This is a genomic window from Haladaptatus sp. AB643 (assembly GCF_024136975.1).
Taxonomy (GTDB): domain Archaea; phylum Halobacteriota; class Halobacteria; order Halobacteriales; family Haladaptataceae; genus Haladaptatus.
In genome coordinates this window covers 39,955-54,416 of sequence record NZ_JAMYJW010000011.1, presented here as the reverse complement: position 1 = coordinate 54,416, position 14,462 = coordinate 39,955, and the positions used below count along the sequence as shown (strand labels likewise).

Below are 14,462 nucleotides of genomic sequence, written 5' to 3'. Positions count from 1 at the left end.
ACGGCGGGGAAAACGTGACTGCTCAGCCGATGTACCGCAGGTCGTCGTCCGACGGGAGGGATGCCTGTTGGGATTGGGATTCCATCTCCTCTATCTTGTTGACGACTTCCTCCATCTCCTCGGCGCGCTCTTCGAGCGAGCTGAAATCGACCTCGAAATCGAGCACTTTCTGGAGGATTTCGAGGACCGCCTGCGCGCTTTTCGGGTCGACCAGGTAACCGCTCGTCTCGCCCATCAGGCACGTCGCTTCGAAACCGCGCCGTCCGCCGAGACCGAGCAGGAGTCCGCTGGTGCCGACGATGCCGCCCGCCGGTTCGTCCTCGCGGAACTCAACGCCCGCGTCTTCGAGTTCGTCCACGAACTCCGTCGTCGCGGCCGCACCCAACACGGCGTACTCCTCGATGAGTTCGCCGGTCGGCACACCGCCGAGCGCGAAGACGCGTTCGACACCGAACTCCTCGGCGATGTCCAAAAAGGCGTTCGTCAGCCGATAGTGGCCGACGTTGTCCTGGGCTTGATAGTCGCCCGTCAGGACGAGTACGTCCTGCCCGTCGAGCGTCAACGCGTGGAGTTCCACACAGACCAGTGCGGCCGTGCCGTCGTCCCCGACGCTCACCTGTGGCGGCAGATACTCCGAGTACACCCGTCGAACGAGTTCGCTTTCTTTCTCCTCGAGTAGATGCTCGGCGACGAGTTTACCGACGTGACCGACGCCCGGCAGTCCCTCGATAAGGACGGGGCTTTCCAAGTCGGGATTGGCGACGATGTCGATGTCGATTTCGTCCATGTACCTTATTCGTGGTCGCGCCGCTTAAGTGCGCGTCGGTACTCCCCGTACGGGTCGTTCGGGTCGAACGGCGCGGGTGCGCTGTTTACGGCGTTCGCTCCACAGTCGGGACACGTCGTCAAAAGGGTGTACACCGGGCGGTCGTGTTCCGCCTTCCACGCGGAACATACCCGGATGTTCGATTTCATTCGTCGTCGGTGTGGCGGTCACGGTGGAAGTCGGCGGTACCCTCGATGCCGTCCATGACGCCCTCCGCACGGTGGACGCTCTCTTCGAGTTGCGCCTCCGCCGTCTTGTAGTTCGGTGCCTTCACACGAACGCGATATTCGGGTGCACCGACGTAGGTAACGTCGAGTTCCACTTCGTCGGGAATGTCGCCGTTTCCTTCGGCGGCTTTGAGCGCCTCCTTGATGCCATCGACGCCGTCTTTCCCCGGGTTGCGGAGGTCGACGTAGCCGGTGACGGTGACGTAGGGAACCGAGACGTTCTCGCGTGCGGTCTCGACCAGTTGTCCGATTTCCTCGTCCGTAAGGTCGGTACTGTCGAGCGCTTCGGGACCGTGAATCGCCGCTTGCTCGAAGCCGTCGTAGATGCTGCCGAACTCGGAGAGGAGTTCGTTTGCGACGTGCGTGTACTGCTCGTCGCCCATGTCCTCGCCGAACGCGAGCGACATCCACTTGTCGGCCTTCTGCTCGTTCTTCCAGTCCTGTATCTTATCGCTTCGCTGATGTTCGTTCACGTCCTTGATCGAGAGGTCGATCTGCTGGGACCCCTCGTCAACGTCGAGAACCTTACAGACGACGGTCTGTCCGGTGCTGACGTGGTCTCGGACGTTTTTGATCCAACCGCTGGCGACCTCGCTGACGTGGACAAGCCCACGCTTGTCCTCGTACTCTTCGAGGTCGATGAAGACCCCGAAGTCTTCAATCTCGTCTACTTTACCGACGACGAGTTCGCCAGTGTCGGGCCAGCCACTGTATTTCATCGGGATGCTATCGTTTCGAGGACGTCGCCATTGATTTCTGCCTTGCCGCCGGTCGGCGTGGCGAGGTTGTGACCGCAGACGACGCAGTTGACTTCGCTCGACGCCTTGCCGAAGACGGTCTGTTCGTTCTCACAGTCTGGACACTGAACTTTGTAGAAATTTCCTGCCATGTGTTTACTCCTGGAATTCGAGTCGGCCTGCACGCCATCCCGGGCGGAGGTGTGCTTTGCCACACTCGCTGCAACGGTACTTCAAGTCGGTCTTCTTCGTCGGTTTGTCTCCACCGGGAACCTTCGAGAAACCACCAGCGTTACCGATGACGGCTTTGCCGCGTTTCTGCTGGCGAGCGTCCCACTTCATGCCGGTTCGTCGGCCAGTGCGGACCTTCTCGACTTCGTGTTCGTGGTGTGAGTGACAGTGCGGGCAGTACGTGTTAAATCGACGTGGCATCTGCATAGATATCGACCTTACGGTGAAATTGCGGGCCGGGACTTAAAACCCGTTTGGTTTCCACTGCGACGGATGTGGGACGGAATATATAGCCCTCTCCGTGAGTCTATTTCATTCTATTATGAAAATAAAAATTTTGAAGTCCGATTCCCTAAAATACAGAGTGAATACATCATGACAAACGTCAATCGGCGGCGATTTCTCAAACGAACCGGTGTCGCAGGGGCGGGACTCGCAGCGCTCGGAATGGGAACGGGAACGGTAAGCGCGGATCGATACGGGATTCCCATCGTCTCGACGCGCGGCCATTTCGACGACGACGGTAACCTGACTTCGGGCCACACCGAGACGGGCTACGACACCACTGGCGACGTTCCGGGCGTCGATACCGGCTGTGTGGACGACTTGACCGTGTTCATCCACGGGTGGCACAAGACGGGCGGCGACCCCGAACAGGAGGCGGAGGACAAGTTCCTCTCGGCGAAGAACAACCTCGACGCCGCAGGATACGACGGAACCCTGATCGGCTATTCGTGGGACAGCGACGCCGGTGGCGGCATCGATTATGGCTGGGGGACGGCACAGGACGTCGCCCAGAAGAACGGCGTCAAACTAGCGCAGTTCGCGGTGTATCTCAAATACTACTGTCCGAACACCACGCTCAGATTCACTAGCCACTCGCTCGGTGCACAGGTACTCCTCAGCTCGCTTCGCTCGCTCGACGTGACCTCGTGGTGGAACGACGGCGGTTACGAGGTGTACTCGACCCACATGCTCGGCGCGGCGACGGACAACGAAGCGCCCACCAAGGAGTGGATGGACACGTACAACGCCATCACGAACCAGACGACGGCGACGTTCAACTACCACAACGAGGAGGACGACGTGCTGGAGTGGGTGTACAACACCATCGAGTTCGACCAGGCGCTCGGCGAGACCGGCTACGAGGACGGCAACACGCCCGCACCCAACTACGTCGAGTACGACGCGACTTCACAGGTCGGCGACGACCACTCGAACTATCTCGACACCCTCGGCGACGAAATCGTCTACCACATGAACAACGTCCCGTCCTACGTCTGAGACGAATCCGCTCCCGAATCGGGTTCGAACGGCGGTTGCAAAGCGCTTAATTGACCGCCTTACAAACCCTCTCGTATGAAACGGCTCATCATCCACGGGGACCCCGGAATCCGGGACGACGCGATCATCAACTACGACGATGCGGAACAGGTCTGTTTCTCCATCACCCGACAGGGTGACTGGCACGGCCCGGACGAACCCCAACTGTGGTGTGTCATCGGCACCGAGGACGAACGCGAGGACTTCGACCGCCGAAACTACGTTCCCCACTGGCTCGATACGGACGCCATCGACGCCGAGGACGTCGACGTCGTCGAATCCGCCAACTGATCTGTGGTCGAGTAGTTCGATTCTAACATCTTCCCGTTCTCCCGCCGAGTCATACCGCTGGTGGCGAGTCGATTCCGTCGGAACGTGGCGAACCCGGCGAAAATGTGGGACGGTAACGTGGTTCGTTCGCTAGTTATTTCCACACAGCGCCACCGATCTGTCGATTTTCCGGTGAACCGTTCAGTTTCGAAAATTAATGAAGGATTTGGGGGCAGGTAACTGTACGTTCGTTCACTCCAAACCGAAACAACCGGCTGAAATTTCTCCCATTCGGCCTGAAATCGAAAAGAGTGTCTTTCTTAACCGGGCCGCTCGTACGTTCTCACATGACAGGTGTTCGGATTGCAGGAGTCGGTTTGACTCACTTCGGGAAGCATCCCGAGCGGACGGGGCGTGACCTCTTCGCCGAGGCGAGCGCGGGCGCGTTCGCCGATGCGGAGGTCCCCCGCGACGATATCGAGGAACTCTACTACGGAAACTTCATGGGCGAACTGGCGGAGCATCAGGGCCACCAAGGGCCGCTGATGGCGGAAGCCGCGGGAATTCGTGCGCCTGCAACGCGCTACGAGAGCGCGTGTGCATCCAGCGGCGTCGCGATTCGGCAGGCCGTCAAGGACGTTCGGAACGGCGAAGCCGACGCGATTCTCGTCGGCGGCGCGGAACGGATGAACAACCTCGGGACGGAGAAGACGACGGAAGCCCTCGCCATCGCGGCGGACGACCTGTACGAGGTCCGGGCCGGGATAACGTTCCCCGGCGCGTACGCGCTGATGGCGCGGGCTTACTTCGAGCAGTACGGCGGTTCGCGCGAGGATTTGGCTCACATCGCGGTGAAAAACCACGCGAACGCCGTGCCGAACGAACACGCCCAGTTCCAGAAGGAGATCGAACTCGAACAGGCGCTCGACGCACCGATGATCGCCGAACCGCTCGGCCTGTTCGACGCGTGTCCCATCACGGACGGTGCGGCCGCCGTCGTGCTCGTCAGTGACGAGTACGCCGCCGACCACGGCCTCGACGCGCCGGTCTCCGTCACGGGAACCGGACAGGGCGGTGACCGGATGGCGCTCCAGGGACGCGAGTACCTCGCTCGTTCACCTGCGGCCGAGGAGGCCGCCGAGGAAGCCTACGCGGACGCCGGAATCGACGCGAGCGACGTGGACGTCGCCGAGGTGCACGACTGTTTCACCATCGCGGAAGTGCTGGCGCTCGAAGCCCTCGACTTCTACGCGCCCGGCGAGGGAATCGGCGCGGCCAAGCGCGGCGAGACGACACGCGACGGCGACCGCCCGATCAACCTCTCGGGCGGCCTGAAGGCGAAGGGTCACCCCGTCGGCGCGACGGGTGCCAGCCAACTGGCCGAGATGACGCGCATCCTGCGCGGCGACCACCCCAACAGCGACGCCGTCCCGGACGCCAAAGTCGGCGTGGCCCACAACGCGGGTGGCACGGTCGCGAGTGCGACGGTTCACGTTCTGGAGGTGGTCTCGTGAGCGAACACAGTGAGCGAACGGGAGTACGCCAGAGCTTTGCTCTGGAGGTGGAAGAATGAGCGAAAACGCGCACGGAAACACGGGGTACGACGAGTGGTTGGACGCCATCGAGGACGGAAACGCGTACTACCTCGAATGTTCGAACGGACATGGCTCGCTGCCGCCGCGTCGAATCTGCCCCGAGTGCGGGGAAATCGGTCTCGAAGAGACGCCGCTCCCCGAAACCGGAACTATCGACACGTACACCGTCGTCCACGTCGCGGCACCGTCGTTCGTGGACGACACGCCGTACACGACCGCAATCGCCGACTTCGGGCCGGTTCGAGTGACCGCGATGGCACCCGACGACGTGGCGGTCGGGGATACTGTTTCACTGACTATCGGCGAATCGAAAACGAACGGTGACCGACTACTGCTGTTCGAGCGGCGCTAGTTCGTCGAATAGGACGTCCAGAAACGGTCCCGGATGTTCGACGTGCGGAAGCAGTCGCGCCTCGTCGAACACGACGAGGCGCGTGTCGGCTTCGTCCGCGAGTTCTTTCCCGCCTTCGAGCGGCGTGACCTTCGCTTCCCGCCCCCAGACGAGCGTTACGGGGACGTCCACGCGCGCGAGTTCCTCGCCCAGGTCCTCGTCCGGGTTGAGATACCCCGAGATGAACGACGCGGGTGCGAACCGGGCACCGGGTTGGTGGGCGGTCTGCCACTCGAACTCGACGTCCTTCTCCGTGTACGACGCCTCGCTGAAGTAGCCGTCGCGTTCGTTGAACCGGCGAATCGAGCGCTTGCTGGCGATGGCGTTGAACAGCGCGGTTCCGAGGAGCGGCGACCGAACGAGGTTTCGAAGCCACTTCCGACGCTTTCCGGCGTCGTCGGTCGGACAGATGAGTTCCAGTTGGGAGAACGCGCCCGTCTCGACCTGTGTGAGCGTGGCGTACGCCCCGGAGAGCGACGACGCGAGACAGATGGCGTTGTCGGTCATGTCCTCGGCGAAGTCCACGACGAACGAGGTGTACAGCGAGGCGGTGTACACGACCGGCGGCCGCGACGACCGCCCGAATCCGGGCAGGTCGGGTGCGATGACGTGGTACTGCTGGGCCAGTTGCCTGAAAATCTGATCGAACTCCTTGTTCGATGCGGCGGCGTGAATCCCGTGGAGGAAAAGAACGTCGGGGTTGTCCGGGTCACCCGCTTCGGTGTAGGCTACGTCGAACCCGCGCCAGCGGTAGGTTCCCTGAAACCCTTCGAGCGGCGGGTCGAGTGGTTCCGCACTTCCGGCGAGCGATCGATTGAGTGCTGCTGTGAGTCCAACTCCGCCAGCCGTCGCCGCCGCAAGTCGTCGAAGATTCATACGTGAAAGGGCGACCCGAACGGGTTTATCCGTTATGCCAGAAATCAGTCGTGAATACAGTCTTCGATGGGCGTGATGACCTCGTCGGCTACCGAATACGGGTCGGTTTCACGCTCGAACACGGCTTCGACCAGTTCCGCGATTCCACCACGCGACTCGATTTCCGACGCGACGAGTCGGTTGGCGTCCTCGCGCAGGAGTGCTCGAATCTCCTCCGCGTATCTCGTTCGGGTTTTCGCGTCGAGCATGCCCGTCGATTCGAGCAGGTCGTGGTGTTCGTTCAGCACCTCGATGAACTCCGTGACGCCCTCGCCGTCCTTCGCTATCGTCTCCACGATCGGGGGTTCCCAGTCGTAGCCTTCGACGTCGTCGCCGAACTCCGGCGTCGGGGTTCCGTCGCGCATGTGCACCATTTCGGTGAGGTCCGAGACAGCGCGGTCGGCACCCGGCAAGTCCGCCTTGTTCACGACGAAGACGTCGGCGATTTCGAGGATGCCCGCCTTGAGCATCTGGACGTTGTCGCCGCTCTCGGGGGGAACCAACACGGCGACCGTATCGGCGGTTTTCACGATATCGATCTCGTTCTGCCCCGCACCGACCGTCTCGACGATGATCTTGTCCTTGCCGAACGCGTCGAGTGCCTTCACGGCGTCCGAGGTGGCCGTGGAGAGGCCGCCGAGGCTGCCGCGGGCGCTCATCGACCGGAAGAACACGTCCATGTCACCGACGTTGCTCGCCATCCGGATGCGGTCGCCGAGGACGGCCCCGCCCGTGAACGGCGAGGAGGGGTCGATGGCGATGACGCCGACCGTCTCGCCGCGCTCGCGGTAGTAGTTCGCTACCTTGTCCACGAGCGTCGATTTACCCGCGCCCGGGCTACCGGTGATACCGATGATTTCGGCGTCGCCAGTGTGCGTGTGGAGTTCCGAGACGAGTTCCCGATAGCCGGGTTCGCGGTTCTCGATCTTCGTGATGACGCGTGCCAGCGCCCGGTGCTTCCCGTCGAGGAGGTCTGCGAGTAGATCCGTGTGCGTCGCGCTCATCGTTCGGGCGCGTTTTCACGGACGAACTCGATAGTCTCTTCCATCGGCGTGCCCGGACCGAACACCTCCGCGACACCGAGTTCTTTGAGTTCCGCCTTGTCGTCGTCGGGGACGACACCGCCGACGAGGATGAGGGTGTCGTCGAACGCGTCGTACTCCTTCAACCCCTCGACGATTTTCGGGACGAGCGTGTCGTGTGCCCCGGAGAGAATGGAGATTCCGAGGACGTTCACGTCCTCCTGCACGGCCGCCTGCACGATTTCGTCGGGAGCGTTGTGAAGCCCCGAGTAGATGACCTCGAACCCGGCGTCGCGGAACGCCCGGGCGATAACGTGTGCACCGCGGTCGTGCCCGTCGAGACCGACCTTGGCGACGAGGCAGCGAATCGACTGCTGTTCCTGATCTGCGCTCATACACCACCCTTCCCCGCGTTCGGGTTTCACTTTAACGGAAATACATGTGAAAAACGAATTGCGAAAAAACAAGTCCGGTTGTTATACCCCGCTGGCCGGTTACGCGTCGCGAACCGGGTTGGATCTCTCGAATCGATACCGCACAGGAACGGTTTTTCCTCCCCACGGCGGGCGCGACTGGTCAGGGTAGTTCGGGGGGTTCGCACGGCCACCAATCCCACAAATCGAGAACGAAGCGAAGCCACCTTACCCCGGCAGTCCAAACGTGCGTGCATGGCTACGGCGAACGCGCGGGAACGGGCGCGGGAGAGTCCTCTGAAAGTGACGGCAATCCTCTCGGTTATCGGATACATCCTCGTCCTCGGGACGTTTGCGGGCATCCTCCCCATCTATCCGCACATCGGGCGGGGAACCATCGACATGCTCTCGGACGGGATTGCAATCGTGAACACCATCGCAACGTTCTCGCTCGCGCTCGGGTGGTACTGGATTCGCAACGGAGAAGTCAGGAAACACCGCGCCGCGATGATCACCTCGTTCGTCCTCATCCTCGTCTTCCTCGCACTCTACCTCACGAAAGTCGGCGGTGGCGGCGGCGAGAAACACATCGATTTGGTGCACACCTCCATCCTCTACTACGCCTACGTCATCATGCTCGCGATTCACATCATGCTCTCGGTGATCTCGGTCCCCGTCGTACTGTTCGCCATCGTCCTCGGACTCAGCCACACGCCCGCCGAACTGCGAAACACGCCGCACAAGAAGATCGGCCGAATCGCGGCCTCGGCGTGGATTCTCTCCCTGTCGCTCGGCGTCATCACGTTCGCCATGTTAGCCCACTATGGCTGGACGATTCCGAAGTAAGTCATCGTCGAGAATCGGCATCGGATCGAGCCAAACGTCGGTCTTCCGAACTGGTTTTTACCAGCACGAACAACTAGGGGATGGAGTACACGATTTCGATGGGTGACGACACGACGGGGAATACGCGAACCGAAGAAGACACACGGACAGAACCGGACGACGAACCTGCACAGGATGACCGAAAACGAATCGTGGACGAAATCTCGGACCTGATGGAGGAGATCCATTTCGACGATGGGACGAACGACGAGAAAGGGCGGAACCACGACGAGGACGGAGAAAAGGAGTAGCGTCTCCGTCGTGACCGCTGGCGTCGCCACAAAATAAAATCCCCTCGCCGCTCGGTCAGTCGCTTCCCTGGTCGCCCCATCGGTCGGTCAGACTGGGCAGGTTCGGGTCGCGGTAGGGGTTCCGACCGTGGACGGCGTACTCCAGGTCGCCGTCCTCCAACTGCTCCTTGAGGACGCGACGGAGTCGATTGAGGCTCGTGATGTCGAGACCGTGTTTTTCGGTAAGTTCGGTAAATCGGTCCTCGTCGGTGAGCGACTGAAACGTCTCGTAGAGGTCGGTCAGTTGCTCGGGGGGTTGCTCGTGAATCCAGTCGGAGTCGTGCAGTCCAAGGTACTGTTCGCGCTCGCGGTCCACGACGTGGCGGATGACGACCAGTGCGACCTTCGGGATGGCCCGCTGGCTTCCGAAGGCGGTGAGGTCCAACTCGGTCATGATGCCGATGACGCAGTCGCGCTGCCACGGCGTCAGCGACAGGTCGTTACACAGCGCGTGGCTGACCCGAAGTTTGTCCAGTTGGTGCATTCGACTGCTGTGGCCCGCCATCGCGGAGTGGCGTTCCTCGTGCAGTCGGCGGACGTTCTCGCTCAGGTCCGATTCCGGCGAGTTTGCCCGGCCGATGACCGTCGCGCTCGGCGTGACCGGTCCCCACCGACGAACCGACTGGTCGCGCTGGAGGTCGGCCCGCCGAACCGTGCCGTCCCCCGGTCGCCTGCTGAGTCGACCTGGTTGGTCGTCCGCGTCGTCCCCCGTGGCGAACTGCCAGTGGACGACGTGTGAGTCGCCGTCGGTTTGACGCATCGTCCCCTTCTACTCGGTGGATATAGTTCAAAGGTCGGTTTCGGGAAGGATTCTTGACACTCGTCGGGAAATTTCTGGGACGACGTTTTCGTGAGCCAAAGTTACTTTTCACTTGACCGTATTGTATTCGTATGAAAACTCGGCTCGCCTCCTTCGCCTTTTTCGCCCCCTTCGCCGGTGTGATCATCGGCTTGTTCCCCGTTTCGGTGCTGTACCTCGACGGTTACTGGGACTTGCAGTTGGTCGCTTTCATCTGGGCCACGTTCGCTATCGCCGGATGGCTCGCTGTTCGACGTCGGGACGTGTGGCGTTCGAGGGGCAGTTGGTGGAGTGCGCTCCTCGTCGTCGTCGTGCTCGGTGGCGCCCAGTTCGGTATCCACATGGACCTCCCGATTCCCGAGGACCTCACGATCGCGCTCTGGTATTTGGTCTTCGGTGTCGGACTCGCCAGCGCCGCAATCGGCGTCGAGATCGGTATCGAGAAAGGCGATGACGGGGTCGCTACTGATGACGACTACACTGAGCAGAAATCGTCCTCACCAACGGCCGACTGAGAACAAAATTCGTTCGTGCGGGTCGCTATCCGGGAATTACATCACCACAGAAGCGACCTCGTTCCGTCCATATCTCTACCTTATCACCAGAACTACTTAAAGAGAAATCGCGCCTCCGACGGCAGATGGGATTCGGAAGGGAAGTAGAGAGCGACCGCTGTCGGGAAGTCGCGTCAGTAGAACCGGCCGCATTCCGTCCATATCTCTACCTTATCACCAGAACTACTTAAATGGAGAGCGGTTCGCCAGGCTTGGGACCCGAATCGAAATCATACGAATCGGAGTCATAGCGCGACCGCTATCGAAAAATAACACCGGTAGAAGCGACCTCGTACCGTCCATATCTTCACCTTATCACCAGAACTACTTAAACGGAGAACGGTTCCATCGTCGCCGAATATCGACGTGCACAAACCTGACGAGTATCCCGACAACGTCGGATCGAATCTAACCGAAACGTGGCGGGCAGTCACTCACCGCGAGCAACGAGGCGTGGAGCGCCTCGAACTGTGACCGGGCCAAGGCCCGACCATCGTTCCCGCGAGCGAAGTCCTCGTGAGCAACGCGAACGAGGGCAGGGAAGACGCGGTTTGTCTTCCCGAGCAAGCGAGAGCACGGAAGAGCGAAGCTCTTCAGGCGGGAGGGCCGCAGGCTTTTGGTCCAGATTTTTATCGAGGGACGCAAAGCGACCCTCGCGATAAAAAGGTGGGTTCTAGTAGTGCCACGGGTAGTCCGAGAAGTCCGGGTCGCGCTTTTCAACGAACGCGTCCCGTCCCTCCTGCGCTTCGTCGGTCATGTACGCCAACCGGGTGGCTTCCCCGGCGAACACCTGCTGGCCGACGAGGCCGTCGTCCTCCAGATTGAAGGCGTATTTCAACATTCGAATCGCGGTCGGGCTCTTGCCGTTGATCTCTTCGGCCCAGTCCAGCGCCACGTCCTCCAGTTCCTCGTGGGGAACCGATTCGTTGACCATTCCCATCTCCTCGGCCTCCTCGGCGGAGTAGGTTTTGCCGAGGAAGAAAATTTCGCGGGCCTTCTTCTGGCCGACCTGCCGGGCGAGGTAGGCCGACCCGAACCCGCCGTCGAAACTCGCCACGTCGGGGTCGGTCTGGAGGAACTTGGCGTGTTCCTCGGAAGCCAGCGTCATGTCGCAGACGACGTGGAGGCTGTGGCCGCCGCCGACGGCCCATCCGGGGACGACGCAGATGACGGGTTTCGGGATGTGACGGATGAGACGCTGGACTTCGAGGATGTGCAGGCGGCCCGCCTCGGAGGCGTCCTTACTGTCGGCGTCCTCTCCCTGGTATTCGTATCCTTCACCGCCGCGAACGCGCTGGTCGCCGCCGGAGCAGAACGCCCAGCCGCCGTCCTTCGAGGACGGACCGTTGCCGGTGAGGAGCACACAGCCGACGTCCGACTGGCGTTTGGCGTGGTCGAGCGCGCGATACAGTTCGTCCACGGTTCCGGGCCGGAAGGCGTTGCGCACGTCGGGGCGGTCGAAGGCGATTCGGACCGTCCCTTGGTCTTTGGCTCGGTGGTACGTGATGTCGCGGAAATCGAAATCCGAAATCTCCTCCCATCGCTCGGCGTCGAACAGTTCCGATACCATACTCGAAACTGATGGTGGATCGGTCTAATAGGTTCCCGTCCGCGTTTCCTTTCCATCCCCAACCCGGCAAGGCGCGGGGGGACTACGAAGCTACTTGACACGGGACAACCACGGTCGAAAACATGAAGATTTCCGCACGGGCAGACACCTTCGAACGCTCGGGGATTCGCGTGATGTTCGAACTCGCCGAGCAGCAGGGCGGCGACCTCGTCAGGCTCGAAGTCGGCGAACCGGACTTCGATACGCCGGAACACGTCATCGACGCGGCGGCGGACGCCGCCCGCGAGGGAAAAACCCATTACACCTCCGGGGCGGGAATCCCCGAACTCCGCGCCGCAATCGCGGAACGGATGGAGTCGGAGACGGGCGTTTCGTTCGCTTCCGAGGAAGTGACGGTCACGAACGGCGGAATGGAAGCGTTGGCGTTGGCGATTCTGGCCATCGCTGACCCCGGCGACGAGGTCATCCTCCCGACGCCAGCGTGGCCGAACTACGAGAATCAGGTCGTCCTCGCGGACGCCGAACCGGTGAAGGTCCCGCTCCCGGCCGAGGACGGGTTCGACCTCGACGCCGAGCGGATCATCGACCACATGAACGACGACACCGCCGCGGTGATTCTGACGACGCCCTCGAACCCCACCGGCCGTGTCTACGGCGAGGACGCCGTAAAAGCGGTCGTCGATGCGGCGGCGGAACACGACGCCTACGTCATCGCGGACGAGGTGTACGCCCGGTTGACGTACGACGACGAGTATCGCCGCATCTCCTCGTACACCGACTACGACGGCCTCCTGACGGTCGATTCCTGCTCGAAAACCTACGCCATGACGGGGTGGCGGATGGGATGGCTCGTCGGACCGGAGTCCGTCGTCGAGGCCGCCACACAGGTCGGAGAGAGTACGACCGCCTGCCCATCGAGCGTCGGCCAGCAGGCCGCACTCGCGGCTATAACCGGGACACAGGAACCAGTCCGCGAGATGTACGCCGCGTTCCGCGAACGCCGTGATTACCTGACCGAGCGCGTCGCGGAGATTCCACACATCTCCTGCCCACGCCCGGAAGGTGCTTTTTACGCCTTCCTCGACGTGAGCGAACTGGACGGATCGAGTTTCGACATCGCCGAGCGCCTCCTGTCCGATTACGGCGTCGTCACCGCACCCGGCGGCGCGTTCAGCGCCGCCGGGGAAGGCTATCTACGACTGAGTTTCGCCAACAGCCTCGACCGAATCGAACTCGGTCTGGACCGTATCGAGGCGTTGGTCCGGGACGAGTGCGAATAGGAAAAAGCTCCTCAGAACAAGTCGTCGAGTTGGTCGTTGTGGAACATCTCGGCCGGGTCTTCCGTGCGCTCTTCCTGTTTGTTCGCCTCCTTCGCGCGTTCCATGAACTCCTGCATGCGCGGCGAGCGTTCGACGCCGCCGAGGAGGACCAACGACGCGAGTCGTTCGCTGTCGAGTGGGAAGTCCCCGCCACGGACCTGTAGACTCCCGGTTTCGCCTTCGAGCCACTTGCGCGCCTTCTCGACACCCTTCCGTGGAATCCTGTCCGAATCCCCGGCGACGACGAGGAGCGCGGAGTCGGCGTCCGTCGCTTTCGGCATGCTGAGGTTGCTCAGAATCGCCTGCCGCGTGTTGCTCGTCACGGTGTTGATGTTCTCGGCGCTGTCCTCGCTGGCACCCGCACTGGCGTAGCCGAGTGCCGCGACGCCGCCCGAGCGAAGCGTGTTGATGACCTCGCTCGAATCCACGACGCTCTCGCCGACGCCTTCGACCGCCTCCCCGGATGCGAGGAGTAAGCCGACACGTTGGGCGATTTGCTGGTTGATGCTCTCGAACGCTTCGCCGACGCTCTGGCCCGACTCGTGCCACGCGTCGTTGTCGATGAGGAGGGTCGCGTCGGCCTCGCGGACGACGGTTTTCAGCGAACGACCGGCGTTGGCCTGATACATCGAACCTTCGCCCCGTCCCGGCAGGACGCCGAGTGCGTACACGGGTATCTCGTAAATCTGTTGGAGTTCGTGGATCAACACCGGCGCGCCGCCGCTTCCGGTGCCACCGCCGAGTCCGGCGACGACGAAGAGGGCATCCGCTCGCGCTGTGATCCGTCCGTCGAGGGAGTTCATCACTTCGCCAGCGTCGTCTTGCATCACTTCGGCACCGAGTTCGTTATCGCCACCTACACCGTGCCCCTTCACCCGGTCCTGTCCGATGAGAACGGTATCTAAATCGAGTGACTGTAAATCCGTCTTTGCCGAGTTGATGGCCAACGCACCTTGCACCGCATCGAAATCCATGCTCGCGTCGAATTCGGCGAGCCTCTGTGTCAGCTTCCCACCCGCTTGACCGACACCAATCAGGACGACTTTCATGGCGGATTGAAATGAACCACGACCCATAAGTTTTCCGACGTAATCC

19 protein-coding genes are annotated in these 14,462 nt (G+C 61.7%); 8 read left to right on the top strand and 11 right to left on the bottom strand.

Annotation, left to right across the window (positions count from 1 at the left end; all coding sequences use genetic code 11):
• Positions 1 to 22 precede the first annotated feature (22 nt).
• Genes NKF25_RS18805 through NKF25_RS18785 form a run of 5 tightly spaced genes read right to left on the bottom strand, consistent with a single transcriptional unit; the run spans position 23 to position 2,228 of the window.
• Positions 23 to 787 (bottom strand): proteasome assembly chaperone family protein, encoded by a 765-nt coding sequence (locus tag NKF25_RS18805; protein ID WP_253228179.1) that lies wholly within the window; start codon positions 785 to 787, stop codon positions 23 to 25.
• 5 nt (positions 788 to 792) lie between these two features.
• On the bottom strand, positions 793 to 975 hold the full coding sequence (locus NKF25_RS18800) for an RNA-protein complex protein Nop10 (protein WP_253228178.1): 183 nt from the start codon (positions 973 to 975) through the stop codon (positions 793 to 795).
• Positions 972 to 1,772, bottom strand: coding sequence for a translation initiation factor IF-2 subunit alpha (locus tag NKF25_RS18795; RefSeq protein ID WP_253228177.1), 801 nt, complete (start codon positions 1,770 to 1,772; stop codon positions 972 to 974). Before NKF25_RS18795 ends, NKF25_RS18800 begins: the two co-directional genes overlap by 4 nt.
• Positions 1,769 to 1,942 (bottom strand): 30S ribosomal protein S27e, encoded by a 174-nt coding sequence (locus NKF25_RS18790; protein ID WP_066143251.1) that lies wholly within the window; start codon positions 1,940 to 1,942, stop codon positions 1,769 to 1,771. Before NKF25_RS18790 ends, NKF25_RS18795 begins: the two co-directional genes overlap by 4 nt.
• Positions 1,943 to 1,946: 4 nt before the next feature.
• Complete coding sequence (locus tag NKF25_RS18785) at positions 1,947 to 2,228, bottom strand: 50S ribosomal protein L44e (RefSeq protein WP_066143248.1); 282 nt, start codon at positions 2,226 to 2,228, stop codon at positions 1,947 to 1,949.
• Between the two features lie 168 nt (positions 2,229 to 2,396).
• Between NKF25_RS18785 and NKF25_RS18780 the strand changes: the two genes are divergently transcribed.
• From NKF25_RS18780 to NKF25_RS18765, 4 genes are all read left to right on the top strand, one after another.
• Positions 2,397 to 3,305, top strand: a complete 909-nt coding sequence (locus NKF25_RS18780) for a twin-arginine translocation signal domain-containing protein (protein WP_253228176.1) — start codon at positions 2,397 to 2,399, stop codon at positions 3,303 to 3,305.
• 75 nt (positions 3,306 to 3,380) lie between these two features.
• Positions 3,381 to 3,635: an HAH_0734 family protein gene (locus NKF25_RS18775; RefSeq protein ID WP_253228175.1), complete on the top strand. Its 255-nt coding sequence runs from the start codon at positions 3,381 to 3,383 to the stop codon at positions 3,633 to 3,635.
• A gap of 326 nt (positions 3,636 to 3,961) precedes the next feature.
• Positions 3,962 to 5,128, top strand: a complete 1,167-nt coding sequence (locus NKF25_RS18770; RefSeq protein WP_253228174.1) for a thiolase domain-containing protein — start codon at positions 3,962 to 3,964, stop codon at positions 5,126 to 5,128.
• Positions 5,129 to 5,183: 55 nt separating this feature from the next.
• Positions 5,184 to 5,561: an OB-fold domain-containing protein gene (locus tag NKF25_RS18765; RefSeq protein WP_253228173.1), complete on the top strand. Its 378-nt coding sequence runs from the start codon at positions 5,184 to 5,186 to the stop codon at positions 5,559 to 5,561.
• Here the strand turns inward: NKF25_RS18765 and NKF25_RS18760 are convergent.
• Genes NKF25_RS18760 through NKF25_RS18750 form a run of 3 tightly spaced genes read right to left on the bottom strand, consistent with a single transcriptional unit; the run spans position 5,538 to position 7,932 of the window.
• Positions 5,538 to 6,476, bottom strand: coding sequence for an alpha/beta hydrolase (locus tag NKF25_RS18760; RefSeq protein WP_253228172.1), 939 nt, complete (start codon positions 6,474 to 6,476; stop codon positions 5,538 to 5,540). The two genes, NKF25_RS18765 and NKF25_RS18760, sit on opposite strands and share 24 nt — an antisense overlap.
• Positions 6,477 to 6,520: 44 nt before the next feature.
• Positions 6,521 to 7,519 (bottom strand): methylmalonyl Co-A mutase-associated GTPase MeaB, encoded by a 999-nt coding sequence (meaB, locus tag NKF25_RS18755; RefSeq protein ID WP_253228171.1) that lies wholly within the window; start codon positions 7,517 to 7,519, stop codon positions 6,521 to 6,523.
• Complete coding sequence (locus NKF25_RS18750) at positions 7,516 to 7,932, bottom strand: cobalamin B12-binding domain-containing protein (RefSeq protein WP_066143229.1); 417 nt, start codon at positions 7,930 to 7,932, stop codon at positions 7,516 to 7,518. The genes meaB and NKF25_RS18750 overlap by 4 nt, the downstream gene beginning before the upstream one ends.
• Positions 7,933 to 8,205: 273 nt before the next feature.
• On the opposite strand from NKF25_RS18750, the gene NKF25_RS18745 reads away from it, so the two are divergent.
• Entirely contained in the window at positions 8,206 to 8,796 is a 591-nt protein-coding gene (locus tag NKF25_RS18745) for a DUF420 domain-containing protein (RefSeq protein ID WP_253228170.1), read from the top strand.
• Between the two features lie 98 nt (positions 8,797 to 8,894).
• Positions 8,895 to 9,086 (top strand): hypothetical protein, encoded by a 192-nt coding sequence (locus tag NKF25_RS18740; RefSeq protein WP_253228169.1) that lies wholly within the window; start codon positions 8,895 to 8,897, stop codon positions 9,084 to 9,086.
• Between the two features lie 55 nt (positions 9,087 to 9,141).
• Here the strand turns inward: NKF25_RS18740 and NKF25_RS18735 are convergent, their stop codons facing one another.
• A complete protein-coding gene (locus NKF25_RS18735) occupies positions 9,142 to 9,885 on the bottom strand; it encodes a DNA-directed RNA polymerase subunit epsilon (RefSeq protein ID WP_253228168.1) in 744 nt (247 codons plus the stop codon).
• 131 nt (positions 9,886 to 10,016) lie between these two features.
• Between NKF25_RS18735 and NKF25_RS18730 the strand changes: the two genes are divergently transcribed.
• Entirely contained in the window at positions 10,017 to 10,439 is a 423-nt protein-coding gene (locus NKF25_RS18730) for a hypothetical protein (protein WP_253228167.1), read from the top strand.
• Between the two features lie 712 nt (positions 10,440 to 11,151).
• Here NKF25_RS18730 and NKF25_RS18725 read toward each other — a convergent pair.
• Positions 11,152 to 12,048, bottom strand: coding sequence for a 1,4-dihydroxy-2-naphthoyl-CoA synthase (locus NKF25_RS18725; RefSeq protein ID WP_253228166.1), 897 nt, complete (start codon positions 12,046 to 12,048; stop codon positions 11,152 to 11,154).
• Between the two features lie 122 nt (positions 12,049 to 12,170).
• Between NKF25_RS18725 and NKF25_RS18720 the strand changes: the two genes are divergently transcribed.
• Positions 12,171 to 13,328 (top strand): pyridoxal phosphate-dependent aminotransferase, encoded by a 1,158-nt coding sequence (locus tag NKF25_RS18720; RefSeq protein ID WP_253228165.1) that lies wholly within the window; start codon positions 12,171 to 12,173, stop codon positions 13,326 to 13,328.
• A gap of 11 nt (positions 13,329 to 13,339) precedes the next feature.
• Here NKF25_RS18720 and NKF25_RS18715 read toward each other — a convergent pair whose 3' ends face one another.
• Positions 13,340 to 14,416 (bottom strand): tubulin/FtsZ family protein, encoded by a 1,077-nt coding sequence (locus tag NKF25_RS18715; protein ID WP_253228164.1) that lies wholly within the window; start codon positions 14,414 to 14,416, stop codon positions 13,340 to 13,342.
• Positions 14,417 to 14,462: the final 46 nt, after the last annotated feature.

What these genes read in the sequence shown, in the direction of transcription:
- NKF25_RS18730 (WP_253228167.1), top strand. Translation starts at nt 10,017, where the DNA reads ATGAAAACTCGGCTCGCCTCCTTCGCCTTTTTCGCCCCCTTCGCCGGT.
- NKF25_RS18735 (WP_253228168.1), bottom strand. Translation starts at nt 9,885, where the DNA reads ATGCGTCAAACCGACGGCGACTCACACGTCGTCCACTGGCAGTTCGCC.
- NKF25_RS18805 (WP_253228179.1), bottom strand. Translation starts at nt 787, where the DNA reads ATGGACGAAATCGACATCGACATCGTCGCCAATCCCGACTTGGAAAGC.
- NKF25_RS18795 (WP_253228177.1), bottom strand. Translation starts at nt 1,772, where the DNA reads ATGAAATACAGTGGCTGGCCCGACACTGGCGAACTCGTCGTCGGTAAA.
- NKF25_RS18715 (WP_253228164.1), bottom strand. Translation starts at nt 14,416, where the DNA reads ATGAAAGTCGTCCTGATTGGTGTCGGTCAAGCGGGTGGGAAGCTGACA.
- NKF25_RS18750 (WP_066143229.1), bottom strand. Translation starts at nt 7,932, where the DNA reads ATGAGCGCAGATCAGGAACAGCAGTCGATTCGCTGCCTCGTCGCCAAG.
- NKF25_RS18740 (WP_253228169.1), top strand. Translation starts at nt 8,895, where the DNA reads ATGGGTGACGACACGACGGGGAATACGCGAACCGAAGAAGACACACGG.
- NKF25_RS18785 (WP_066143248.1), bottom strand. Translation starts at nt 2,228, where the DNA reads ATGCAGATGCCACGTCGATTTAACACGTACTGCCCGCACTGTCACTCA.
- NKF25_RS18775 (WP_253228175.1), top strand. Translation starts at nt 3,381, where the DNA reads ATGAAACGGCTCATCATCCACGGGGACCCCGGAATCCGGGACGACGCG.
- NKF25_RS18725 (WP_253228166.1), bottom strand. Translation starts at nt 12,048, where the DNA reads ATGGTATCGGAACTGTTCGACGCCGAGCGATGGGAGGAGATTTCGGAT.
- NKF25_RS18745 (WP_253228170.1), top strand. Translation starts at nt 8,206, where the DNA reads ATGGCTACGGCGAACGCGCGGGAACGGGCGCGGGAGAGTCCTCTGAAA.
- NKF25_RS18800 (WP_253228178.1), bottom strand. Translation starts at nt 975, where the DNA reads ATGAAATCGAACATCCGGGTATGTTCCGCGTGGAAGGCGGAACACGAC.
- NKF25_RS18765 (WP_253228173.1), top strand. Translation starts at nt 5,184, where the DNA reads ATGAGCGAAAACGCGCACGGAAACACGGGGTACGACGAGTGGTTGGAC.
- NKF25_RS18780 (WP_253228176.1), top strand. Translation starts at nt 2,397, where the DNA reads ATGACAAACGTCAATCGGCGGCGATTTCTCAAACGAACCGGTGTCGCA.
- NKF25_RS18790 (WP_066143251.1), bottom strand. Translation starts at nt 1,942, where the DNA reads ATGGCAGGAAATTTCTACAAAGTTCAGTGTCCAGACTGTGAGAACGAA.
- NKF25_RS18760 (WP_253228172.1), bottom strand. Translation starts at nt 6,476, where the DNA reads ATGAATCTTCGACGACTTGCGGCGGCGACGGCTGGCGGAGTTGGACTC.
- meaB (WP_253228171.1), bottom strand. Translation starts at nt 7,519, where the DNA reads ATGAGCGCGACGCACACGGATCTACTCGCAGACCTCCTCGACGGGAAG.
- NKF25_RS18770 (WP_253228174.1), top strand. Translation starts at nt 3,962, where the DNA reads ATGACAGGTGTTCGGATTGCAGGAGTCGGTTTGACTCACTTCGGGAAG.
- NKF25_RS18720 (WP_253228165.1), top strand. Translation starts at nt 12,171, where the DNA reads ATGAAGATTTCCGCACGGGCAGACACCTTCGAACGCTCGGGGATTCGC.